Genomic DNA, 23,061 nt, shown 5'->3' on the forward strand with positions numbered 1-23,061 from the left:
AGGACGCCGCCGGGCATGTGTCGTCGTCGGCAGCCGCTGGGGTCGCCGCGGCCGGTGCGCCGGAGGAGGTGGCGGGCGAGGCGGTCGTACGCGCCGCCAGCGCCGTCCGGCAGGTGTCGTCGGCCGCAGCGGCCGGGATCGCCGCGGGCGCTTCGGAGGAGGTGGCGGGCGAGGCGGTCGTACGCGCCGCCGACCCATCGGCGGACAGGGCCTCGGCGGAGGCGCTTCGCACGGAGCGGTCGCGGACGCCGATTCCGCGGCGCTGACCATACGGATGGGCCACACGGGGCACGCCCCCGACACCATGCCCAGCGCGAACCGCACAGCGGGTCGCGGTGCGGGGTGGGCGTGCAGGGCCGGCGTGGTGGGCGTAGCGTGGGGGCGGTGCGCGGAGTCGGGGGGAGCCCGGCCGTCCCGCGGGGCCCTCAGCTTGAGTAGGGCAAACCGGTACATGTTGGTCGCCCCTGCCGGTCCCGCCCATTTCTTTTGACCGAAGCGAATGCGATGGGTACGCTCAGACCTTGTGCCTGGGGTGTGCCCTGGCCCTCGTGCGTGCCTTCAACCGCACACGGGGTCGTGACCGGCCACCGTAATCTGCGCCCTTTTCGCCTTGCGGCGGGAGTCTGCGGGATTCGACACACCCGACCGCGTGGGTCGGCGACGTTCCAGGTTAGCTGTACCCATCGGCACACAGAAACCGGAGAAGTAGTGCCTACGATCCAGCAGCTGGTCCGCAAGGGCCGGCAGGACAAGGTCGAGAAGAACAAGACGCCCGCACTCGAGGGTTCCCCTCAGCGTCGCGGCGTCTGCACGCGTGTGTTCACGACCACCCCGAAGAAGCCGAACTCGGCCCTGCGTAAGGTCGCGCGTGTGCGTCTGACCAGCGGCATCGAGGTCACCGCTTACATTCCGGGTGAGGGACACAACCTGCAGGAGCACTCCATCGTGCTCGTGCGCGGCGGCCGTGTGAAGGACCTGCCGGGTGTTCGCTACAAGATCATCCGTGGCTCCCTCGACACCCAGGGTGTCAAGAACCGCAAGCAGGCCCGCAGCCGTTACGGCGCCAAGAAGGAGAAGTAAGAATGCCTCGTAAGGGCCCCGCCCCGAAGCGCCCGGTCATCATCGACCCGGTCTACGGTTCTCCTCTGGTGACCTCCCTGATCAACAAGGTGCTGCTGAACGGCAAGCGCTCCACCGCCGAGCGCATCGTCTACGGCGCCATGGAGGGCCTGCGCGAGAAGACCGGCAACGACCCGGTCATCACGCTGAAGCGCGCTCTCGAGAACATCAAGCCGACCCTCGAGGTCAAGTCCCGCCGTGTCGGTGGCGCCACCTACCAGGTCCCGGTCGAGGTCAAGCCCGGCCGTGCCAACACCCTGGCGCTGCGCTGGCTGGTCGGTTACTCCCGCGCCCGTCGCGAGAAGACCATGACCGAGCGTCTGCTCAACGAGCTCCTCGACGCCTCCAACGGCCTCGGTGCCGCTGTGAAGAAGCGCGAGGACACGCACAAGATGGCCGAGTCCAACAAGGCCTTCGCGCACTACCGCTGGTAGTCGGAACCCCTTCGAGAACCGAGAGAAGACTGAAGCCTTATGGCTACCACTTCGCTTGACCTGGCCAGGGTCCGCAACATCGGGATCATGGCCCACATCGACGCGGGCAAGACGACCACCACCGAGCGGATCCTGTTCTACACCGGCGTTTCGTACAAGATCGGTGAGGTCCACGACGGCGCTGCCACCATGGACTGGATGGAGCAGGAGCAGGAGCGTGGCATCACGATCACCTCTGCTGCCACCACCTGTCACTGGCCGCTGGAGAACGTCGACCACACCATCAACATCATCGACACCCCGGGCCACGTCGACTTCACCGTCGAGGTGGAGCGCTCCCTGCGCGTGCTCGACGGTGCCGTGACGGTGTTCGACGGCGTCGCCGGCGTCGAGCCGCAGTCCGAGACGGTGTGGCGTCAGGCGGACCGCTACGGCGTTCCGCGTATCTGCTTCGTCAACAAGCTGGACCGCACCGGTGCCGAGTTCCACCGCTGTGTCGACATGATCTCCGACCGTCTGGGCGCGCAGCCGCTGGTCATGCAGCTGCCGATCGGCGCCGAGGCGGACTTCCAGGGCGTCGTCGACCTGGTGAAGATGAAGGCGCTGATCTGGTCGGCCGACGCGGCCAAGGGCGAGATGTACGACACCGTCGACATCCCGGCCACGCACACCGAGGCCGCCGAGGAGTGGCGCGGCAAGCTGCTCGAGGCCGTCGCCGAGAACGACGAGGAGCTGATGGAGCTGTACCTCGAGGGCCAGGAGCCCTCCGAGGAGCAGCTGTACGCGGCGATCCGCCGTATCACCATCGCCTCCGGCAAGGGCCAGGGCACCACCGTCACCCCGGTGTTCTGCGGTACCGCCTTCAAGAACAAGGGCGTCCAGCCCCTGCTCGACGCGGTCGTGCGCTACCTGCCCTCCCCCCTCGACGTCGAGGCCATCGAGGGCCACGACCCGAAGGACGCGGAGAAGGTCGTCGCGCGCAAGCCGTCGGACGAGGAGCCCCTCGCCGCGCTCGCGTTCAAGATCATGAGCGACCCGCACCTCGGCAAGCTCACCTTCGTCCGCGTGTACTCCGGTCGCCTGGAGTCCGGCACCCAGGTGCTGAACTCCGTCAAGGGCAAGAAGGAGCGCATCGGCAAGATCTACCGCATGCACGCCAACAAGCGTGAGGAGATCGAGTCGGTGGGCGCCGGCGACATCGTCGCCGTGATGGGTCTGAAGCAGACCACCACCGGTGAGACGCTGTCCGACGACAAGAGCCCGGTGATCCTGGAGTCCATGGACTTCCCGGCCCCGGTCATCCAGGTCGCCATCGAGCCCAAGTCGAAGGGTGACCAGGAGAAGCTCGGCGTCGCGATCCAGCGCCTGGCCGAGGAGGACCCGTCCTTCCAGGTCCACTCGGACGAGGAGACCGGCCAGACCATCATCGGCGGTATGGGCGAGCTGCACCTCGAGGTGCTGGTCGACCGCATGCGCCGTGAGTTCAAGGTCGAGGCCAACGTCGGCAAGCCGCAGGTCGCGTACCGCGAGACCATCCGCAAGTCGGTCGAGAAGGTCGAGTTCACCCACAAGAAGCAGACGGGTGGTACCGGCCAGTTCGCCCGCGTCATCATCGCGATCGAGCCGATCGAGGGCGGCGACGCCTCGTACGAGTTCGTCAACAAGGTGACCGGTGGCCGCGTTCCGAAGGAGTACATCCCTTCGGTCGACGCCGGTGCGCAGGAGGCCATGCAGTTCGGCATCCTCGCCGGTTACGAGATGACCGGTGTCCGCGTGACGCTGCTCGACGGTGCCTACCACGAGGTGGACTCCTCCGAGCTCGCGTTCAAGATCGCCGGTTCGCAGGCCTTCAAGGAGGCCGCGCGCAAGGCTTCGCCCGTGCTCCTGGAGCCGATGATGGCCGTCGAGGTCACCACGCCCGAGGACTACATGGGTGACGTCATCGGCGACATCAACTCCCGCCGTGGCCAGATCCAGGCCATGGAGGAGCGGGCTGGTGCCCGCGTCGTGAAGGGCCTCGTGCCCCTGTCGGAGATGTTCGGCTACGTCGGCGACCTCCGCAGCAAGACGTCGGGTCGCGCAAGCTACTCGATGCAGTTCGACTCCTACGCCGAGGTTCCGCGGAACGTCGCCGAGGAGATCATCGCGAAGGCCAAGGGCGAGTAACGGACCTCGCGTCCACGCCGTAGGCTTGACTCCGGAGCCTTGAGGGGCAAACAACCGCAAACGCGGGTGTTTGCCCCGGGCCCCGGGTTTTGACAGCAAAGATCACCTGGCGCCGATGAAGCAAGGCGTTCAGAACCACTCCACAGGAGGACCCCAGTGGCGAAGGCGAAGTTCGAGCGGACTAAGCCGCACGTCAACATCGGCACCATCGGTCACATCGACCACGGTAAGACGACCCTCACGGCCGCCATTACCAAGGTGCTGCACGACGCGTACCCGGAGCTGAACGAGGCCACCCCGTTCGACAACATCGACAAGGCTCCCGAGGAGCGCCAGCGCGGTATCACCATCTCCATCGCGCACGTCGAGTACCAGACCGAGGCGCGTCACTACGCCCACGTCGACTGCCCGGGTCACGCGGACTACATCAAGAACATGATCACCGGTGCCGCCCAGATGGACGGCGCGATCCTGGTGGTCGCCGCGACCGACGGCCCGATGCCGCAGACCAAGGAGCACGTGCTCCTGGCCCGCCAGGTCGGCGTTCCGTACATCGTCGTCGCCCTGAACAAGGCCGACATGGTGGACGACGAGGAGATCCTGGAGCTCGTCGAGCTCGAGGTCCGTGAGCTCCTCTCCGAGTACGAGTTCCCCGGCGACGACGTTCCGGTCGTCAAGGTCTCCGCTCTGAAGGCCCTTGAGGGCGAGAAGGAGTGGGTGGACTCCGTCCTCAACCTGATGAAGGCCGTCGACGAGTCGATCCCGGAGCCGGAGCGCGACGTCGACAAGCCGTTCCTCATGCCGATCGAGGACGTCTTCACCATCACCGGTCGCGGTACGGTCGTCACCGGCCGTATCGAGCGCGGTGTGCTCAAGGTGAACGAGGAAGTCGAGATCATCGGCATCAAGCAGGAGAAGACCAAGACCACGGTTACGGGCATCGAGATGTTCCGTAAGCTGCTGGACGAGGGTCAGGCCGGTGAGAACGTCGGTCTGCTGCTCCGCGGCATCAAGCGCGAGGACGTCGAGCGCGGCCAGGTCATCATCAAGCCGGGCACCGTCACCCCGCACACGGAGTTCGAGGCCCAGGCCTACATCCTGTCGAAGGACGAGGGTGGCCGCCACACCCCGTTCTTCAACAACTACCGCCCGCAGTTCTACTTCCGTACGACGGACGTGACCGGCGTCGTGACCCTCCCCGAGGGCACCGAGATGGTCATGCCGGGTGACAACACCGAGATGAAGGTGGAGCTCATCCAGCCCGTCGCCATGGAGGAGGGCCTGAAGTTCGCCATCCGTGAGGGTGGCCGGACCGTGGGCGCCGGCCAGGTCACCAAGATCAACAAGTAAGTTCCGCTTGCTTGTCGGGTCGGCTGACCTGATCTGGCCGTAAGGCCAGGCCAATGGCCTGAAGGGGCCCGCACGACTTCGGTCGTGCGGGCCCCTTCGCTGTTCGTGGGGGACGGCTACGAGGTCTCGGCTGCCGGCTGCGGTCCCACCGCCATGAGGAGCAGGACGGTCGCGCGGACGACGACGCCGCCGAGCACGGCGGTGAGGAAGCCGTCGACGTGGAGGCCGTAGTCCATCCGGGAGCCGAGCCAGGAGACGAGCAGCCACAGCAGCGTGTCCTGAACGACCCCGATGGCGCCGAGGATGAGCAGCATGATCGGCGGGGCGCTTCTGATGGCGCGCGGATAGCTGTAGATCAGCTGGTTCGCGATGAGGAAGACAGCGCCGGCCAGGACCACTTCCCAGGGCGGCGAGTCGAGTATCGGGGTGATGCCGGAGAGCAGGACGGTGGCGACGGCCACGCCCAGATAGGTGCCCAGCACACGTCTTCGCTTGTACATGGCGGGATCATGACGTTCGGCCGCCGGGCTGACAAGCCTCTGCCGCAGGCAGGGACATGCGGGCGGGACCGGGCGTCCCACGATCCGCCCGGCCCCGCCCGCTCGCGTCCCCCGTCGTATCAGTCCCCGTCGTCTCGGTCGGCTGCCGTCTCAGCCGGCCGCCGTCTCGGTCGGTCAGACGCGCTGCCAGAGCGCCGGCACGTTCGGCGGCTCCCAGCCCGTCTGCGCCTGGTGGCCCTGGAGGCAGCGGTAGGTGGCGCCGCCGTACGTCACCGTGTCGCCCGGCTGGTAGACGGTGCCGACCGCCCAGGTGCCGCCGGGCGGGGGCTCCTCGGGGCCGCCGCCGTCGTCGGTCGTCTTGAGGGTGAGGCCGTAGTTCTGCAGGAGCGGGTTGATGGGCTGGAAGAAGGTCTCCCCGCCGCTGCTGCAGTTGCCCGAACCGCCCGAGGTGACGCCCTGCGCCTGGCTGCCGGAGATGTACGAGCCGCCCGAGTCGCCGGGCTCCGCGCACACCGTGGTCCGGGTGACGCCGCTGATGGTGCCCTCGGGGTAGGTCACGCTGGTGTTGAGCTGCTGGATGGTGCCGCAGTGCCAGCCGGTGGTGGAACCGGAGCGGCACACGGAGGCGCCGACCGTGGCCTGCGTCGACCCGGTGACCTGCACGTTCTGGCCGCCGGCGCCCTTGACGTACGGGGTCGCCGTCCAGCTGGAGTTGGTGGCCACCCACGCCATGTCCCGGCCGGGGAAGACCGACCCCTGGAAGGTGCCCTGGGCGACCCGGTTGTGGCCGCTGGTGGAGGCGCCGGTCCGCCCGCAGTGACCGGCGGTGGCGAAGCCCTGCTGGGTGCCCTTGGTGACGGGGAAACCGATCGAGCAGCGCCCGCTGTTGTTGATGTAGTACGCCTCGCCGCCGCGCAGGTCGTACAGCGGGCGGGGCCGCTCGGTCGTCCGCTCGGTGCGGACGAGGGAGGCGTCGACACCGGCGGCCTTCAGCAGGGACCGGGCCGCGGACGCGCGTACGGCCTTGACGACGACCGCGTTGGTGCGCACGTCGACGTACCAGACCGGCGTGTCGGCGGTGTTCAGCTCACCGGCCGCCCGGTCCAGGCGGGCCTTGGCCGCGTCCAGCTCGGCGAGCGAGTGCCGCACGACCTGCGCCTCGGCGCCCCGGGCCTCGATCGCCCGTATGTCATCGGCGTCCGTCGTCGCCACGGTCAGCGTGCCGGACTCGGCGCCGCGCACCCACGCGCCCGCGAAGTCGCCGCCGAGCGCGGCGCGCAGGCGGCCCGCGGTCGCACCGGCCTCCGCCTCGTTCGCCAGCCGCCGCTCGGCCTGCGTCCGGTCCAGCCCGAGGTCGCGCTGCATGGCGGCGAGCAGGGCGGGCGGGGCGGCGTCGGTGCGGAGGGATTCGGCGGCGGTCGGAGTGGGCGCGGCGGCGGCCGGCCCGGCGCTCGCGTAGCCGCTGAGCCCGGCCACGAGCAGGGCGGCCGTCGCCGCGAGCGCGGCGCCCGCGGCTCTGGCCCTGGTGTGTCGCTGGAGCATGGGGGATCTCCTCGGTTTCGGTGGGGTGCCGAAACCGTAGGAAGGGCCAACCGGCGTGCGTAAGACGTCGGTTGACCCTCTCCCCGGCGTTATGGAACGGACGCGGTCCCGCGTTCAGGAGCGCAGGAGGCGCAACTCCCGGACGCCGGTGGTCTCCAGCGTGGCCGGCGAGTCGGTCATCGGATCGAGGAAGACGACCCGGCCGTCGACGTGGTGCGCGTAGAGGAGATTGCCGGAGATCTCCTGGCCGCCGATCTCGCGACGGACCCAGACCAGGCCCCGCGCGTCGGGCCCCGCCTCGCCGACCGCGCGCGTGACGTCGTCCCAGTCCTCGACCGGGGTCCGCGTGAACTCCGGGAAGTAGCGCCGGGCCAGCCTGCCCCACCACCCCGGGGCTTCGTGGTCGGGCTTCCAGGGCAGCGGGGTCACGGGCGTTCCGTCGATCCGGTGGTGCAGGGCGACGACCCGGCCGCGGACGTTGAGTCGGTGCGGCTGGGACACCAGGCGGTCGGCCTGCTCCCAGGTCGGGGCGGGTTTCAGGTCGTCCAGCGGAGCGCTGGGAGCCGGGTGGAAGGGCAGACCGCCGTACCTGGGCACGACGACCGACGCCGCCAGCATGGGCGTGCGCGGGAACCCGGGCTGCGCCACGGACCGGCAGCTCAGCAGCCACGCCGCGGACGTCTCGTGCACGACCTCGGGGACGGCCGGCTCCACCAGGCCGTTGTAGGTCTGCTGGAGCCAGTCGGTGGCCAGCCGTACCGGGCGGATCATGCGCGACGGCCCGGAGTGCCCCGGTGCCTCTGCTGCGCGCCCGGCGTGCCTCGGTAACTCTGCGGGTTGCCCGCGTCCCAGGGGCCGACGAGGGGGCGCACCCGGTCGTGGTACTCGAGGGCGCGTACCCAGTCGGCGGGCCAGGACGGGCCGCCGATCCACGCCCCGGCGAACGCTCCGGCCAGCGCCGCGACGGAGTCGGAGTCCCCCGAGGAGAACGCCGCCCGCTGCACCACCGCCACCGGCTCGTCGGGGAAGAGGAGGAAGCAGTAGAGGGCGGCGGCCAGGGCTTCCTCGGCGATCCAGCCGGCACCGGCCACCTCGCAGGGGTCGCGCTCCGGGTCGGGACGGTCGAGAGCGGCGGAGATCCTGTCGAGCGCCGCGAGGGTTTCATCCCAGCCGTGGGCGATGAAGTCGGCGGGGTCGCTCGCACCCGCCCGCTGCGCCAGGTCGCCGAGCCAGTCCCCGTGGTACGTCCGGCGCGCGGCCCGCCCGTAGTGGCGCAGGCGCGCCAGTAGCTCGGAGGGGTGGCAGTTGTGCGTCAGCAGCCACACGGCGTGGGCGGTCAGGTCGCTGGCCGCGAGCGCCGTGGGGTGGCCGTGGGTCAGCGCGGCCTGCAACTGGGCGGTACCGGCGCGCTGCTGAGCCGTCAGCCCCGGCAGCAGACCGACGGGCGCCACGCGCATGTTCGCCCCGCACCCCTTCGAGGCCATCACGGTGGCCTCCTGCCAGGGCACGCCGCGTTCCAGGGCCGCGCACGCGTCCAGGCAGGTGCGGCCCGGAGCGCGGTTGTTGTCGGGCGAGTGAAGCCACTCGACGAAGCGGGCGCGCAGGGCGGGCTCGATCGTGGCGGCCGTGAGGGAGGAGACGCCGTGGTCCGCGACGTCCGCCAGCGCCTCGATCACGGCCAGCGTCATCTGGGTGTCGTCCGAGACCCGGGCGACGCCGGAGCGGACGGGCAGCTCCAACTGGCGCCAGGAGCCGTACCGGCTGGTGAGCTGGGCGATGTCCAGGAACTCGGTGGGGTAGCCCAGGGCGTCACCGATGGCGAGGCCGAAGATTGCCGCCGTTGCTCCGCTCTTGACGGTGTCCAATGTCCACTCGCGCCCGGCGAGGTCGTCGAGGACGGCGAGGCTTTCGGCCCGGGCCAGGGAGTCCACCACGACGTGACTCCTCGGGCTCGTCGACGGCGTCGCCAGCAACTCGGCCAGGGCCTCACTGGGCCTGAGACCCCGTTCCTTGGCGTCGCGCATGCGCCTCCCCCAGACCCCCGCTTCGTTGGCGGCCTTGTACCCCGCAGCGAGGCGTGGCCGCACGCCCCCGGCCTCGTCCTCGTCGTTGATCCACACGTAAGCGATGACCTGGTCTTCGGTGTCGGCGATCGCCACGTACTGGACGGGCCGGCCGGTGTGACGGGCGTAGCGCGGGGGCCCTCCCGACACGACGAGGCCCATGTCCTCGGCGAACCGAGGGTTGACCGGGCGGCCGGGGTGTTCGGAACTCATGCGGGTTGCGTCTTTCCTCATCTGGTTACTGGCAACGCCCTTTGCCTCGGGCGACCCGTCTCGGTCATGCAGTCAGTCAATCACGCGGCAGTACCTCGCCGTAGATCTGCAGTTGACCCTTGTCGTCGTAAAAGGCACGCGTCACTTTGTAGCTCGTGCCACGCCCGAGCAACAGTTCCCGCTCGGTGACGCCGAAGTCGCTGACCTTTTCCACCCACGTTGCATGCGTTCCCTCCGGGACCCGCAGCCGCAGGACAGCGTCCTTGCCTTCGAAACTCGGCACTGGGTGGTTGCCCAGTGATGTCGACGAGTAGCCGGGGTCGGAGATCGTCCGGCCCACCAGGTCGTCGACGTCATCGAAGTCGATATGGCGGACGCCGGTTCCCCGGACGACCATGACATCCTCCGGGAGCGGCCTCCCAGCCAGTGCACCGTCTATTTGGCGGATGTTGTTGAGCACTTCTGGAGTGCCGTATTTCGGCTCGCCCCGTAGGTAACCGTTGATCTCCTGATAGGTCGCGTAGCCGGGAGCTCCCGTGTAGGGCGGCTCACCCGTGTAGTCCCGAAGCGCTTGGCGCGCCTCCGGGGACAGCTCGTCCACGTACTGGTTCCAGTTGTCCCTGCCATAAGCAATCGCCGCATCCGGGTCGGCGAAGGACCGCGCACCCTGCTCCAGTTCCGCGGCCGCGACCTGGTGCCGCTGCTCAAGGCTGAGCCCGTCCCACACGTCGTCCGGGACGTGCGGCCGGTACGAGAACCCGCTGCCCGGCGTCTGGGTGCGGGCCCCGGCCTCGACGCCTTCCCGCAGCCCGTTCCGCGCGCCGGTCTCCACGCCCTCCTTCACCGCGAGCCGCAGACCACCGCGGGCCAGGCCCGCGCCCTTGGTGCCGATCAGCTCGGGGATGAGGCGGCCGATGAACTCGGAGGGGTCCTTCTTGAAGCCGTCCACCGCCGCCTGCAACGCCCGCTCGGGGTGGGCCACGGTGGACACCAGCCCGGAGAGGGTCATCGAGACGTTCTGCAGGTACTGGGCCGGGTGGGTCAGGTTGTAGGGGTCCACGGGGTTGAGGCCGCGGACGAAGTTGACCAGTCCGGCCGTGCCCTTGACCACGCCGCCCACGACGTGGGTGAGTTCGAGGTTCCCCGCCATGAAGCCGTCGACGAGGTTGTTGCCTATGCGTTCCAGCGGCGGCGGCTCCGCCGGGGCGTGGGCCAGGGCCTTCCTGATGCTCGCCTCGGCGTCGGAGGCGGCGGTGTTGCGCTGCTTGCGGGCCTCGGCGAGCTTGTCCCGCGCCTGCCGGATCGTCTCCTTGCCGGGGTCGTGGAACGGCCCGGGCGTCGGGCCGGGGTCCTGACCCGCTCTGACCTTGGCGTTGTACGCGTCGACCTGCTTGTTGTACTCCCCGACGGCCTGCTCGGACGCGCGCTTGCCCCGCTTGTACAGCTCGACGGCCTCCTGCGCCTGCTGCTGCGCCCACTTCACGGTGCCCGCGTACGACTCCAGCGCCCCCGCGGCGGTCTCGCAGGCGTCGGCGGCCTGGAGCCACTTGCCGGGGTGGACTCCGAACTTCTCGCGGAAGGTGTCACCGGCCCGGCCCCGCCAGCTTGCCGAGTCCACCTTCTTCATCCCCGAGCCGACCTTGTCGAACGCGGTGGAGAAGTCCCGCAGGTGCTTGGCGCTGGTCCGGATCTTCTCGGGGTTGCCGTGGACGAGCTCGTTGGCCTCCTCGGTCTCGCCGAGCTGCTGCTCGCCCGGGGTGGCGCCGAGGTCGGAGGCGACGTCGTCGCCCCAGTCCTCCACGGCGTCCGCGGCGTCCTCCAGGCCGACCTTGTCCAGGCCGTCACCGAGCCGGTCGGTGCCCCAGTCGATGCCCTCGCCGAGGACCTTCTTGCCCGCGTCGACGCCGTCCTCGATGGCCGACAGGCCGTCGTTGAGGCCGTCCTTCAGCTTGCCGAGGCCGCTGCCGATGTCGTCGAGGACGCCCATCAGCCCTCACCCCCGCCGCCCTGCATACGGGCGCGCTCCTCGGGGGAGGGGCCGAAGGTCTCGTCGAGCGCCTGCTCGTACTGGGCGTCGCTGATGCCGAGGGATTCCCGTACGCGCTCGGGCCCCAGCCCCGGCAGGCCCATGCTCTCGGAGGTCATCACGTCCCGGCCCGCGTCACGCCAGCCCTGGGCGCTGTTCTCCCACGCCTGCTCGAAGGACTCCTTGCTCCAGTCGGCGTCGCGGACCTGGGTGACCACGTTGTTCGACAGGACCTCGCCCCAGTCCTTGCCGGTGATCTCCTCCTCCGAGGCGTACGGGTTGCCCATCAGGGAGTTCGCGCCGACCTTCAGGGCGCCTTCGACGTACTGGTCGGTCTCGTAGAACGTGCCGGCCGCGAGGCCGGTCTTGAGCGCGAAGCCGTTGCCCTCGTTGATCAGGGAGCGGACGCCCCACTCCCACCGCTCGCAGAACGAGCCGAAGGTGCTCGTGAGCCCTTCCGCGCCCAGTTCGAGACCGGACAGCGCGACATCGCCGAAGCCGCGGCCCACGCCGGCCTCGCCGACCATGCCGAGTTCCTTCAGCTCGCCCAGCGCGAGAGTGAGCCCCTTGGCGATCTCGTCGAGACCGATCGCCGCCAGGTCGTTGCCGTTGCCGTTGCCGCCTGCCGTCACCGAGGCGCACCCCCCTGCCGCACCCGATCCACTGCGAAGGCGTCGGGGACCACACCCGACGCCGGCGGAAACAGGACCGCGCGCTCGGTGCCGTCGGCCACGTCCACGGCCACACCGCACGGCACGCCGGCCTCCGGCACCGCCACGTCCAGCAGCCGCGCCCCGAGCACGGCCTGATACGGCCATTCCCGGTCGGCCTCGTCACGGGCCAGCGCGTACCGGGCCAGGGCCGACTCGTCGGTGAAGGCCAGGATCCAGCGCACGCCGCCGAAGTCGGCGGTGAGCCATCCGCCGTCCCGGAGCGGCACCAGTACCGCCGTGTCGCGGAAGGTCTCCAGCAACGCGGCGAACTCCCGGCGCCGGGCGGCCACTTCCGCGTCGGTGGGCTCGGCGGCCTCGTTCGCCTCCGCCCGGGCGGGCGCCTCGGCCCCCTCGGCGGCCACCGGCCGGCGTGAAGCGCCTGGCGGCCGCTCGGTCATCTCTGCGTACTCGGCAAGTCGGGAGCGCCGTACCGGCACCCCCGTGCCACCCCCGGAATCTGTCACCGCACTACCCTGGCACATCACTTGCCACTGCTTTACATGCAGCCCCATCGACCCCTTGGGTCACGCACAAGACCGATACATCGGTCTCACAAGCCGCCCGGGAGCCCGGCCGGAGCGGCGTCCGTGTCGCGGTGCGCCGCCAGCCACTCGGTGTAGCTGTCACTGCGCGCCGCCACGCCCGCGTGGGCCATGCGTGCCTGCGCGAGGACGGTGGCGGCGGTGTCCCGGGGCTGCGTCCCGGCATGCCAGCCGAGCAGATGCCGCCAGGACAGCGGAGTGCCGGTGAGCGGGCGGGTCACGATCCCCGGCATCGTCGGGAACGTCGCCCGGCACAGCCCGACCGCCCGGCCGACCTCAACCAGGTGCACGAGGGAGGAGGTGTCCGTCTCGTACATGCGGCGCGGGGTGAAGCCGGCGCGGGCGCAGGACGCGGTGAAGCAGTCCCCGAAGCACCCGTCGCCGGGTACGCAGGCCCACTCCTCGCCGGCCAGCTCCGTCAGGTCCACCTCGCCACGGTGGGCGAGGGGATGGCCGTCGGGCACCATGACGAACACGGGATCGACCGCCACTTCCCGCCAGACCAGCCCCTCGGCGCCGGGCGGCGCCGCCGAGCCGCACGTCCCGGCGAGCGCGAAGTCCAGCCGCCCCTCGGCCAGCAGACCGGCCAGCTCCCGCTCGGACCAGGAGGTGCAGGTCGTCACCCGGGCGTCGGGGGCCACGTCCGCCAGCCGGTCCACCAGGGCGCCCAGCAGGGGGCCGTGGGTGCCGCCCAGCCGGAAGCACGCCGCCGACCGCGGAGACCGGGCGAACCGCGCCGCCTCCTGCTGCAACTCGGTCACCGCGGGCAGCACGATCCGGCTGCGCTCCAGCACCAGTTCGCCCAGCGCGGTGGCCCGCACGCCGTGCCGGCCGCGCTCGAACAGCTCACCGCCCAGGGCGCGTTCGATCCGCTTGAGCTGTGCGCTCAGCGCGGGCTGCGCGAGACCGAGCGCGGTCGCCGCCCTGGTGAGACTGCCGGCCTCGGCAATGGCCCGCACCGTCTTGAGATGCCGCAACTCCAGCTCCATAAGGGGAGCTTGCGACGGGGGAGGGGCGGGGGCAAGAGGTTGGTTCAGACCAGTAGCAGTTGGTCAGTCCGGATAGCGCGGGAGGTCATGGGTCGGGATCGTCCAGTCGGCGATGGTGACGTCCTCGCCGTAGACGAAGTCCTTGCGGGTGGCGTAGCGGGGGCCGTCAGGGGTGCCGTGGATGTCGGTGAAGACGGCGCCGGTGCCGGTGCGGGGGTCGAAGACCGCGTAGACGGGGATGCCGAGCAGGGGGTAGTCGCGGAGCTTGGCGATCCAGTCGTTGTCGGGGTTGGAGCGGGAGGTGATCTCGACGGCGGCCACGAGGGTGCGGGGATCGAAGGTTCCGTCGCCTTCCATGTCCGCTTCGGCGATCACCATGACGTCGGGACGCCGCAGGATGCCTTCGGGCACGTCCTCCACGTCCGGTTCACCCGTGTGGGCGACGATCTCCTCCGGCATCACCTTTTCGAGGCGTTTCCGGAGACGCAGCACGGTGAGCTCGTGCTGCTTCACGGGCGACATCATGTCGTGAACGATCCCTTCCTTGCTGATCTCGAACTTGCCGGGAAGGGTGTCGTCCATCGACTGAACGAAGTCCCGCATGGTCCGGTAGAGGCGTGAGGCACCGCGCTGCGCGTCGTTCGGGGCGATGGTCATGGCGCTCGCTCCTCGTCGTCTGTGCCCACGGGCAAGGATCGTCACGTTCATGCTAGGCGTCCTCCGGGAGATCGGACCGGCAGTCGCGGCAGCGGGCGCCGGGCTCGGGGGCGCGGATGCCGCGGTCGCATCCGTCGCAGTTCTGGAGCGGGTGCAGGACGGGCGGTGGTGCGGCCGGTGCGCGGTACGGGGGCGGGGGCGGGAGCTGGGCGGTCAGGCGGTGGGCGACGAGGGCGGCGGGGCGGCGCAGGTCCTCGGGTGGCAGGTCGGCGGTCAGGGCGTGGCGTACGGCGGTGGGGGTGACTTCGCGTTCCAGCCAGGCCGCGACGCCGGGGGCCAGGTGGGTGGTGTCGCAGGCGGAGAGCAGCAGCCGGGGATCGAGGCGGCGCAGGCCGGCGAGGAGGTCGGTGGCCTGTTGGAGGAGGGTGGGGGAGGGGTACGAGGGCTGCGGTACGGCGGGCAGGGCGCGCTTCTTGCGGGGCGGGCGCTGCTCGGTGTGCGGTTTCCTGGCGGGCTCCGGGCGGTGCCGCGTGGCACCCGGCTGGTTGCAGGAGACCGTGCGGGTGACGATGCGCCCGGCGGGGGTGCGGACGCGCTCGCGGCGCAGGTAGCCGTGGGCCTCCAGCTCACGCAGGGCCGCGGCGATGCGGGTCGCGCCCTCCTTGAAGCGGGCGGCGAGCGACTTGATGTCGGTGGGGGTGCCGGTGGGGAGGGACTGGATGTGGCAGCCGAGCCCGATCGCGAGCAGCGACAGCTCCGGGTGCTGCACCAGGTGGTTGCCGATCACCACGAAGCGGGTGGTGTGGCGGGTGTTCTCGTGGATGATGCCGCCGCCGTGGTGACGCGAACGGGTCGGATTGCCGCCGACGGCTGACTGGGCGCGCGAGGGCGCGCTAGGGTTTTGGGTACCCATCGGGAAGCTCACTTCTTCCTTGGTGGTCAGGCCCTCGCCTCGGGATGGCAGTCCCGGCGGGGGCCGATGTCTTTGTGCGGTTGTCTGCGCTGAGAGTAGGGGAGTTGGGGGCTCGGAAATCCAGCCGAGCCGGTGATGTTCACCCGCCCGAGTGAGTCGCCGCCGCGGGCGGGAGGGGTGGGGCTTGGTGGGGTCCTTTTCCTCTCAGTTTTCCTTGGTCAGAGCGCCCGAAGCACCGGAGCATGAGGGCACGGGTTCCGGTGATGTGAGACGCAGTTCGGCCCAGACGGTCTTGCGCGGGAGGCGGCCCTCCGCCACCCCCCACCGGTCCGCCAGCGCGTCGACGAGCAGCAGGCCACGGCCGGATTCGGTCTCCGGGCCGGGCTGTTCCGGCCGGGGGAGCCGGTCGCCGCGCGTGTCGGTCACCTCGATGCGGAGGACGTCGCCGACGACGTAGAGCATGAGCCGGAAATCGCGCCCCTGTACGCGCCCGTGCGTCGCCGCGTTGACTGCCAGCTCGGCCACGATCTGGCGGGCCGGGTCCAACGGGAGCCCCCAGTCGCGAAGTTGCTCGGTCGCGAGCAACCGGGCGAGGCGGGCGCCGCGCGGAGTGGGGGAGAGCTGCACGCTGAAGTTCCGGACCGGGGTCGTGAGTTCGGCGGATTTCTGGTTCACGTCACTCAGCGTGGCGAGGTGCGCTTACCGTGAGAAGTGACTCTGCGGGTACGTACAGTGACTGTCCGGCGCTTGTCCGGTGTGTCGGAGCTGTCGGGGCGGTGCGTACGGGTAGGGCGCACTCTGCACAGCCAGCGGTACGACGGAGGGGCACGGGATGGCGGTCGAGGCGGAGACGGGCCGGCTCAAGAGCGAGGCGGACGAGCCGGGCTGGGAGGTGGACCCGGACGACGAGTGGGGCATCGCCGTCATCGCGACCGTCGGACGGCAGCTGAAGCTGCGCCGGGAGGCGGTGGGGATGCGGGCCGCCGACTTCGGGGCCGCGATCGGGTACGGGGAGGATCTCGTATACAAGGTCGAGGCCGGCAAGCGGATTCCCCGGCAGGAGTATCTGGACAGGGCCGACGAGGTCCTGGGCGCGGGCGGGCTGATTGCGGCGACGTGGGAGGACGTGAAGAAGGTCCGGTACCCGAAGAGCGTGCGGGCGCTGGCCGATCTGGAGGCGAAGGCCGTCGAGATCGGGGTGTATGTCGGGCTCAGCATTCACGGACTGCTCCAGACACCGGAGCATGCGCAAGCCTTGTTCGAGGCGTGGCAGCCGCCGTACTCGGAAGAGGAGGTGGAGAGCCTCGTCGCCGCTCGGATGGCCAGGAAGTCGATCTTTGAACGATCTCCCGGACCGGCCCTCAGTTTCGTCCTGGAGGAGGCGACACTGCGTCGACGGGTCGGAGGCACAATGGTGTGGCGTCAGCAGCTCGAACACCTGCTGGGCGTGGCCCAGTTGCGCAATGTCACGCTTCAGGTGATGCCGACGAGCACAGGGGCTCATCCCGGGCTGGACGGCAGGATCGAAGTGCTGAAGTTCGCCGACGGTACGGCGGTGGGCCGGTCGGACGGTGCGTTCAACGGCCGACCGACGTCCGACCCGAAACAGCTCCGGATCCTTGAGCTGCGGTATGGAACGATCCGGGCGCAGGCTCTCACCCCGCGAGAGTCACTGGCCTTCATCGAGCAAGCGCTGGGAGAAACATGATCCGCAAGACCGAACTGGTCTGGTTCAAGAGCAGCTACAGCGACGGCCCAGACGGCAACTCCTGCGTCGAGATCGCGATAGCCCCCGACACCATCCACGTCCGCGACTCCAAGCACACCTGCGGCCCCCGGCTGGCTCTCACGCCGAAGGCCTGGACCGCCTTTGTCGCCAACGCGTCGAAGCGCCGGTGAGGCGCAGTAACGCTCCGGACGGTCCAGTCAATGAGTACGGGTACTCAGCTGTGCTGATCGATGTGACTGATGCGTATCGTGTGAAAGTGGTTACGGTGGGTGCCCGATGTGGTCGGTACCGTGACGCTTGGGGATACGCATGGCATGGGATGAGTGGGAGCAGCTCAAAGCTTCGGCGGCTGGGCGACAGCCCGCCGGAATGAGACTGAACCAGGCCGCTGATGCAGGCGGCACCGCTTCCTCCGGCAGCGGGGATCGGTTGAAACACGCTGCCAAGCCGTGGAACCGGGCCGCTGGTACCGCCGATGACTTACGGATCAGCACCAACAACACGAGGACCACACTGACCACTGCGCATGTCGGCATGGCGGGTGGATTGTCGGGCTTGGCGAGTCTGGCGGAATTGCAGAGTGTGCTGACCTCCTGGGAGGAGCGGCTGGGCGCCTTACGCGACGAGTGTGAGTCGTTGGTGCCTAAGTTGCGTACCGTCGGCAGGGAGTTGGTCGAGGTCGACGCAGGAATCGCCGCGAAGGTCGGCTCGGTGCCGGTGCAGCAGGGCGGTGGCGCCAAGTGACGTCCTCACTGACCTGGCAGCAGCTCGGTGATCTGAAGCTGACGGAGCTGGACGACGCAGCGGACGGTTGGGCGGCTGTGTCGAGGCACGCCGACGCTGCGCAGGAGCGGGTCGACGGGGACATGGACGGTGCCCTGTCAAAGACGCAGGAGAGCGAATCGGCAAGGGCGGCGGTGGGCCGGTTCAAGAGGCTGAGTGCCAACTACGACTACATCAGAACCGAGTGCGGGCTGATCCGTACGGCGGTGAGCGGCCTGTCGGCGGAGCTCGCGCCCTATCAGAAGACGGTGAAGGATGCGCTGGCAGACGCGGAGGCGCTGTCCTATACGGTCCATGAGGACGGTAGCGTCAGCTACCCGGCCGGAGGCAAGAACCAGCTAACAGGGGAACCGGTGCCGGGCGGCAGCGCGACGGGCAGCGATGGCCTGCTCGGCCCAGGCAACAGCGGGCTGCACCGTCCCGGTCAGGGCAGCCTTTACCAGCCTGGCGAACAGGCCGCCGGCCTGATCAACCCCAACCCGCACCACGCCAAGGCACAGGAGATTGCCGACCGCATCGCCCGAGCCCTGCGCCAAGCCCGGGAGACCGACGAGCGCTACCGTCAGACCCTGAGCAAGCTGAAGGCCGCACCCGGGCTGACGGTCGATGCCAAGACGTGGGCGGACGCGGCAGCGGACATGCAAGCGGTCCGTGGAGCCGCGTACGAGTTCCTCAGGCACGAGATTCCGCTCGACAAGTCCCCGGCCCAACGGAAGGAGTGGTGGGACGGCCTGACCGATACCCAGCGTGAGGAGTATCTGGCCAGCTATCCGGACGTCATCGGCAACCTGGACGGCATCCCGGCTGTGGTGCGCGACGAGGCGAACCGGGAGAATCTTCAACTGCTGATCGCCAAGCTGGAGGGCCAGCAAGGTGAGCAGGCCGAGGCGCGGCTCGGTGGGCTGAAGGAGATCCAGCATCAGCTGGAGCTGAACGCGGCGAACCGGCTTACCGATCCGAAGGAGCCGCCCATGTATCTTCTCGGCCTCGCTGATGAAGGCACGGGCCGCGCTGTTGTCGCCTTCGGTAACCCGGACGCCTCAAGGAACGTCTCCGCGTACGTCCCCGGGCTCGGCACGGCTCTCGACAGCGACTTTGCCAATAATGATGTGAAGCGGGCGCGGGACACTGCCATCGGCGCCCGCGACAAGGACCCGTCGAGCGCTTCCATCGTGTGGCTCGGCTATGACCCGCCCCAACTCGGCGGTGTGGACGCCTCAACCCTGCTCTCGAACACGGAGGTAATGTCCGCTGAGCGGGCAGAGAATGGCGCCCCCGCCTACAACTCCTTTATGAACGGCCTGGTCGCCACGAACTCCCACGCGGACCCGCACTTGACGGCGATCGGGCACTCCTATGGTTCCCGACTGGTCGGGGCGGCCACCCAGGAAGCAGGCGGCATCCCCGGCGCCGATGACATCGTGCTGCTGGGCAGCCCTGGTGTAGGCGTCGACAAGGCGGAGGACCTGGGCGTAGGTAAAGATCACGTGTTCGTGGGTGCGGCTGACAACGACCCGGTGACCCAGCTGCCGTCCCAGAAAGAGGTTGGCGCGGCAGGAGTATTCAGCGGGGGCGGTCCGCTGCTTGGATACCTCGCGGGTGACATCGCCGACCAGGGCGACGACGACATCTGGTTCGGCAAGGATCCGTCCAGCGAGACTTTCGGCGCTCACCGGATCAAAGTCGACGACGGCCCGCGGCCATTGATCGATGGGCAGGGTCCGACCCCGGCGCACTCCAACTACTTCAATCCTGAAGTCGACCCCGAGTCCGCAGCCAATGTGGCGGCTATCGTCGCTGGCCACCCGGAACTCGTCACTTCGGAGAAGCCCCGATGAAGTATCAGTCACTCAGCGCTGTGGCGTTCGTGCTGGCCGCGTCTGCCTTATCAGGCTGCGGCCTGATCGACGAAGACAGCGTCGGTACGCAGAGCAAGCCGGAGAAGAACGTGAACCTGCAGGAAGCCGCCGACCGGGCGGAGCAGATCCTCGACGGCACCCTGGCCGGGATCAAGCCGGAAGTCGAGGCTGCCCGGGGGCCGTCCAGCGACTCGGTCTGCACAGACCGGAAGAACGACGGGGTGGGGACCAAGACCGTCACCCGGAGGCGGTACGTCATGACGATCATCTCGGAGGATCGGCGTGGCAACTTCCTTGGGGTGATCGAGCGCCAATGGAAGAGGAACGGGTACGAGATCACCTCCGTGCGCAGGAACAAGGAGATGCCCGCGATCTTCGCCTCTACCCCCGAGGGATTCCGGGTCAGCCTGGAGATCGGCTACAAGGGCCAGGCTTCCTTCGTCGTCACCTCTCCATGTGCTACCGAGTCCGAGGTCACGGAGGCGCCGCGTGAGCCCATTGACCCAGACTCCCCGGCGGGAAAGGGGCTTCCCTACGCGCACTCCGACTTCTGGTCGGCCGACACCCCGCTGTCCTCGCCTTCCCCGGGCGCGGGAGGCTGAACGCGGGCCGAGCCGGTCGCTAAATCGAGGGACATGGACGTCATGCACGTATGGGGAGGGAATCATAAAGGCGTATTGTCCGGTCACCGGGAAGAGTTCGGACCGCGCATGAGGTTGCTGCGCCGGACCGCCCGTCGCAACGTGATGCAGTCCCTCGCCATGGCCGTGGCCGGCGCCCTCCTGGGCGCGGGTGTCGTGGCGTGGCAGGCCGGGGTGCCGCCGTTCGCGGACGACCCGTGCTGGGATTCCGTGACGGACCGGGAACTCGGCGACCTCTTCGGCGACTGGGACATCAAGTCGGCGGAGACGGAGCCGACGTGGACCCGTGAAGCGTCGCACGGGTCGGGGCGGCTCGACGGCCGGTGCCGTGTCATGGCCTACGGCGACGACAACCGCGGCGGTCAGGTCGACATCCGTGTCCACGGCCTGGAGGGCCGGAGTGGTGGTGGGGTTCTCTGGTCGGACGAGTACCTGTCCTCCCGGCTCACCCCGATGGGTGACGGGCTGCTGGGCATGGCGTCGGACACCCGGGCGTGGGTGGTCCTGCCCGCCGACTGTGTGAAGCCCGATCCGTTTGAGGGGCCCGCGGTCGTCGATGTCGCCCTGGGCGCTGGCGAGATCCCCGCCTCGATCGATCCAGATCGGCGGGCAGATCACCAGCAGGCACTGGCCCGTACCGCCGTCAACGCGGCGAACGGCGCCATGGCACGCCTCGGCTGCACCGGTTCGCTGCCTGGGCCCGGTGAGCTGACCATGGTCCCGGAGGCCCGGACGGCACCGGGCGGGCGGGAGCTGTGCGGTCTCAAGGGCGTGCGCCTGCCCAAGGCCCTGGCCGACTCCGAGATCCGTACGCGCGCGACCGCGGGCACCGGCAGCCCCGTCCGTACCTGCGAGGTCTTCCCGACGTACGACGTGCATGCCCTGTTCCGTCTGCAAACGGTGGAGAAGAGCGAGCTGACCGGCGCCTTCTCCGCCGCCGTCCTCGACACCGGCCCCTCCGTCGAATCGCCGGACGCTCCCGAGCTGAGCGGGTCCTTCTCCCCGGCCCTGGCGGCGGTGCGCGTCGAGTGCGCCGACGACGACGTCCACGTGTTCCTGGCCCAGCAGTACGACTCTCTGGCCCTGGGGAACGGCGGCACGGCCCGCTACACCTTCGTCCGGGACGTGTTCCCGGCCTACGTGGCGGCAGAGGCCGAGCGACTGGGCTGCGGCCCCCTGCGGATCCGGCTCCCGGACTGACCGGTACACGGGCAGGGGAAACAGCCGCATGGCCGGGGTGTGGCAGGCCGATCTCAGATGGCGGACGATCCGCCCGGGACCTCTGGTCACGGTGTTTACATGCGCGTAACACTTAAGTGTCCTGCGCGCGGCAACGGCGCCGAGCGCTCATCACCGGTATGCATACCGGTATCAGCCGTGCCAGAAAGGGACACCGTGACGACGCGTTCCGACACGAAGACCACGCTCGAGAACCTGCTCGCCGAGATCGAGCACCGCAACCCCGCCCAGCCCGAGTTCCACCAGGCCGTCCACGAGGTGCTGGAGACGCTGGCGCCGGTGGTCGCGGCCCGTCCCGAGTACGCCGAGCCGGGGCTCATCGAGCGGCTGTGCGAGCCGGAGCGGCAGGTCATCTTCCGGGTGCCGTGGCAGGACGACCAGGGCCGGGTCCAGGTCAACCGCGGCTTCCGGGTGGAGTTCAACAGCGCGCTCGGCCCGTACAAGGGCGGCCTGCGCTTCCACCCGTCGGTGAACCTCGGCATCATCAAGTTCCTCGGCTTCGAGCAGATCTTCAAGAACGCGCTGACCGGACTCGGCATCGGCGGCGGCAAGGGCGGCAGCGACTTCGACCCGCACGGGCGCAGCGACGCGGAGGTCATGCGCTTCTGCCAGTCGTTCATGACGGAGCTGTACCGGCACATCGGCGAGCACACGGACGTCCCGGCCGGGGACATCGGCGTCGGCGGCCGCGAGATCGGCTACCTCTTCGGCCAGTACCGGCGGATCACCAACCGCTGGGAGGCCGGCGTGCTGACCGGCAAGGGCCAGGGCTGGGGCGGCTCGCTGATCCGCCCGGAGGCGACCGGGTACGGGAACGTGCTGTTCACGGCGGCGATGCTGCGCGAGCGCGGTGAGGACCTGGAGGGCCAGACGGCGGTCGTCTCCGGCTCCGGCAACGTCGCGATCTACACCATCGAGAAGCTGACCGCCCTCGGCGCGAACGCCGTGACCTGCTCGGACTCCTCCGGCTACGTCGTCGACGAGAAGGGCATCGACCTGGAGCTGCTGCGGCAGATCAAGGAGGTCGAGCGCGGCCGGGTCGGCACGTACGCCGAGCGCCGGGGCGCGTCCGCGCGGTTCGTGCCCGGCGGGCGGGTCTGGGAGGTCCCGGCCGACATCGCGCTGCCGTCGGCGACGCAGAACGAGCTGGACGAGAACGACGCCGCCGCCCTGATCCGCAACGGCGTGAAGGCGGTGTCGGAGGGCGCGAACATGCCGACCACCCCGGAGGCCGTGCACCTGCTCCAGCGGGCCGGTGTCGCCTTCGGCCCCGGCAAGGCGGCCAACGCCGGCGGCGTCGCGGTCAGCGCCCTGGAGATGGCGCAGAACCACGCCCGTACGTCGTGGACGGCGGCCCGCGTCGAGGAAGAACTGACGCACATCATGAACGACATCCACACCACCTGCCACGAGACCGCCGAGCGCTACGGCGCCCCCGGCGACTACGTGACCGGTGCGAACATCGCCGGCTTCGAGCGCGTGGCCGACGCGATGCTGGCCCAGGGCGTCATCTGAACCACGGCGTCATCTGAACCACGGCGTCATCTGAACCACGGCGTCATCTGAACCACCGGAGAACTGAC

Annotated in this window: 22 protein-coding genes and 1 pseudogene; 12 read left to right on the top strand and 11 right to left on the bottom strand. The window is 69.5% G+C overall.

The window, feature by feature from the left end; translation table 11 throughout:
• From H0H10_RS28135 to tuf, 5 genes are all read left to right on the top strand, one after another.
• A partial coding sequence (locus tag H0H10_RS28135) for a hypothetical protein (RefSeq protein WP_373566896.1) occupies positions 1-266 on the top strand: 266 nt, incomplete at its 5' end.
• A 442-nt stretch (positions 267-708) separates the two neighbouring features.
• On the top strand, positions 709-1,080 hold the full coding sequence (gene rpsL / locus H0H10_RS28140) for a 30S ribosomal protein S12 (protein WP_003948652.1): 372 nt from the start codon (positions 709-711) through the stop codon (positions 1,078-1,080).
• Positions 1,081-1,082: 2 nt separating this feature from the next.
• A complete protein-coding gene (rpsG, locus tag H0H10_RS28145; RefSeq protein WP_003998848.1) occupies positions 1,083-1,553 on the top strand; it encodes a 30S ribosomal protein S7 in 471 nt (156 codons plus the stop codon).
• 39 nt (positions 1,554-1,592) lie between these two features.
• Positions 1,593-3,719, top strand: a complete 2,127-nt coding sequence (fusA, locus tag H0H10_RS28150) for an elongation factor G (protein WP_188183950.1) — start codon at positions 1,593-1,595, stop codon at positions 3,717-3,719.
• Between the two features lie 156 nt (positions 3,720-3,875).
• Positions 3,876-5,069: an elongation factor Tu gene (gene tuf / locus H0H10_RS28155; protein ID WP_188183951.1), complete on the top strand. Its 1,194-nt coding sequence runs from the start codon at positions 3,876-3,878 to the stop codon at positions 5,067-5,069.
• A gap of 116 nt (positions 5,070-5,185) precedes the next feature.
• Here tuf and H0H10_RS28160 read toward each other — a convergent pair whose 3' ends face one another.
• The 11 genes and pseudogenes from H0H10_RS28160 to H0H10_RS28210 all read right to left on the bottom strand — a co-directional run bounded on the left by H0H10_RS28160 (position 5,186) and on the right by H0H10_RS28210 (position 15,902).
• Positions 5,186-5,569 (bottom strand): phage holin family protein, encoded by a 384-nt coding sequence (locus H0H10_RS28160; RefSeq protein ID WP_188183952.1) that lies wholly within the window; start codon positions 5,567-5,569, stop codon positions 5,186-5,188.
• Between the two features lie 174 nt (positions 5,570-5,743).
• On the bottom strand, positions 5,744-7,111 hold the full coding sequence (locus tag H0H10_RS28165) for an alpha-lytic protease prodomain-containing protein (RefSeq protein WP_188183953.1): 1,368 nt from the start codon (positions 7,109-7,111) through the stop codon (positions 5,744-5,746).
• A 114-nt stretch (positions 7,112-7,225) separates the two neighbouring features.
• Positions 7,226-7,882, bottom strand: a complete 657-nt coding sequence (locus H0H10_RS28170; RefSeq protein WP_188183954.1) for a toxin glutamine deamidase domain-containing protein — start codon at positions 7,880-7,882, stop codon at positions 7,226-7,228.
• Between the two features lie 74 nt (positions 7,883-7,956).
• Positions 7,957-8,976: pseudogene (locus H0H10_RS28175) on the bottom strand (ADP-ribosylglycohydrolase family protein); the annotation flags it as partial.
• A gap of 487 nt (positions 8,977-9,463) precedes the next feature.
• Complete coding sequence (locus tag H0H10_RS28180) at positions 9,464-11,374, bottom strand: putative T7SS-secreted protein (RefSeq protein ID WP_188183955.1); 1,911 nt, start codon at positions 11,372-11,374, stop codon at positions 9,464-9,466.
• A complete protein-coding gene (locus H0H10_RS28185) occupies positions 11,374-12,045 on the bottom strand; it encodes a hypothetical protein (protein ID WP_188183956.1) in 672 nt (223 codons plus the stop codon). The genes H0H10_RS28180 and H0H10_RS28185 overlap by 1 nt, the downstream gene beginning before the upstream one ends.
• Positions 12,042-12,488 carry a hypothetical protein gene (locus tag H0H10_RS28190; RefSeq protein ID WP_309141918.1) on the bottom strand — a complete coding sequence of 149 codons (447 nt, stop codon included), beginning with the start codon at positions 12,486-12,488 and terminating at the stop codon, positions 12,042-12,044. The genes H0H10_RS28185 and H0H10_RS28190 overlap by 4 nt, the downstream gene beginning before the upstream one ends.
• A 188-nt stretch (positions 12,489-12,676) precedes the next feature.
• The gene (locus tag H0H10_RS28195; protein WP_188183958.1) at positions 12,677-13,657 is read right to left on the bottom strand and encodes a LysR family transcriptional regulator; all 981 of its coding nucleotides are present in this window, start codon (positions 13,655-13,657) and stop codon (positions 12,677-12,679) included.
• 63 nt (positions 13,658-13,720) lie between these two features.
• The gene (locus tag H0H10_RS28200) at positions 13,721-14,314 is read right to left on the bottom strand and encodes a Uma2 family endonuclease (RefSeq protein ID WP_188183959.1); all 594 of its coding nucleotides are present in this window, start codon (positions 14,312-14,314) and stop codon (positions 13,721-13,723) included.
• A gap of 52 nt (positions 14,315-14,366) precedes the next feature.
• A complete protein-coding gene (locus tag H0H10_RS28205; RefSeq protein WP_188183960.1) occupies positions 14,367-15,227 on the bottom strand; it encodes a helix-turn-helix domain-containing protein in 861 nt (286 codons plus the stop codon).
• A gap of 204 nt (positions 15,228-15,431) precedes the next feature.
• Positions 15,432-15,902 carry an ATP-binding protein gene (locus tag H0H10_RS28210; protein WP_188183961.1) on the bottom strand — a complete coding sequence of 157 codons (471 nt, stop codon included), beginning with the start codon at positions 15,900-15,902 and terminating at the stop codon, positions 15,432-15,434.
• 157 nt (positions 15,903-16,059) lie between these two features.
• On the opposite strand from H0H10_RS28210, the gene H0H10_RS28215 reads away from it, so the two are divergent.
• From H0H10_RS28215 to gdhA, 7 genes are all read left to right on the top strand, one after another.
• Positions 16,060-16,935 (top strand): helix-turn-helix domain-containing protein, encoded by an 876-nt coding sequence (locus H0H10_RS28215; RefSeq protein WP_188183962.1) that lies wholly within the window; start codon positions 16,060-16,062, stop codon positions 16,933-16,935.
• Positions 16,932-17,126, top strand: a complete 195-nt coding sequence (locus H0H10_RS28220) for a DUF397 domain-containing protein (RefSeq protein ID WP_188183963.1) — start codon at positions 16,932-16,934, stop codon at positions 17,124-17,126. The genes H0H10_RS28215 and H0H10_RS28220 overlap by 4 nt, the downstream gene beginning before the upstream one ends.
• A 199-nt stretch (positions 17,127-17,325) precedes the next feature.
• The gene (locus H0H10_RS28225; RefSeq protein ID WP_223180555.1) at positions 17,326-17,700 is read left to right on the top strand and encodes an amino acid ABC transporter permease; all 375 of its coding nucleotides are present in this window, start codon (positions 17,326-17,328) and stop codon (positions 17,698-17,700) included.
• Complete coding sequence (locus H0H10_RS28230) at positions 17,697-19,577, top strand: alpha/beta hydrolase (RefSeq protein ID WP_188183965.1); 1,881 nt, start codon at positions 17,697-17,699, stop codon at positions 19,575-19,577. Before H0H10_RS28225 ends, H0H10_RS28230 begins: the two co-directional genes overlap by 4 nt.
• Positions 19,574-20,200 (top strand): hypothetical protein, encoded by a 627-nt coding sequence (locus tag H0H10_RS28235; protein WP_223180556.1) that lies wholly within the window; start codon positions 19,574-19,576, stop codon positions 20,198-20,200. Before H0H10_RS28230 ends, H0H10_RS28235 begins: the two co-directional genes overlap by 4 nt.
• Before the next feature lie 108 nt (positions 20,201-20,308).
• Positions 20,309-21,439, top strand: a complete 1,131-nt coding sequence (locus H0H10_RS28240) for a hypothetical protein (protein ID WP_188183966.1) — start codon at positions 20,309-20,311, stop codon at positions 21,437-21,439.
• Positions 21,440-21,634: 195 nt separating this feature from the next.
• Positions 21,635-22,993, top strand: coding sequence for an NADP-specific glutamate dehydrogenase (gene gdhA, locus H0H10_RS28245; RefSeq protein WP_188183967.1), 1,359 nt, complete (start codon positions 21,635-21,637; stop codon positions 22,991-22,993).
• Positions 22,994-23,061: the final 68 nt, after the last annotated feature.

This window comes from Streptomyces griseicoloratus (assembly GCF_014534645.1).
In the GTDB taxonomy this organism is placed as follows: Bacteria; Actinomycetota; Actinomycetes; order Streptomycetales; family Streptomycetaceae; genus Streptomyces; species Streptomyces griseicoloratus.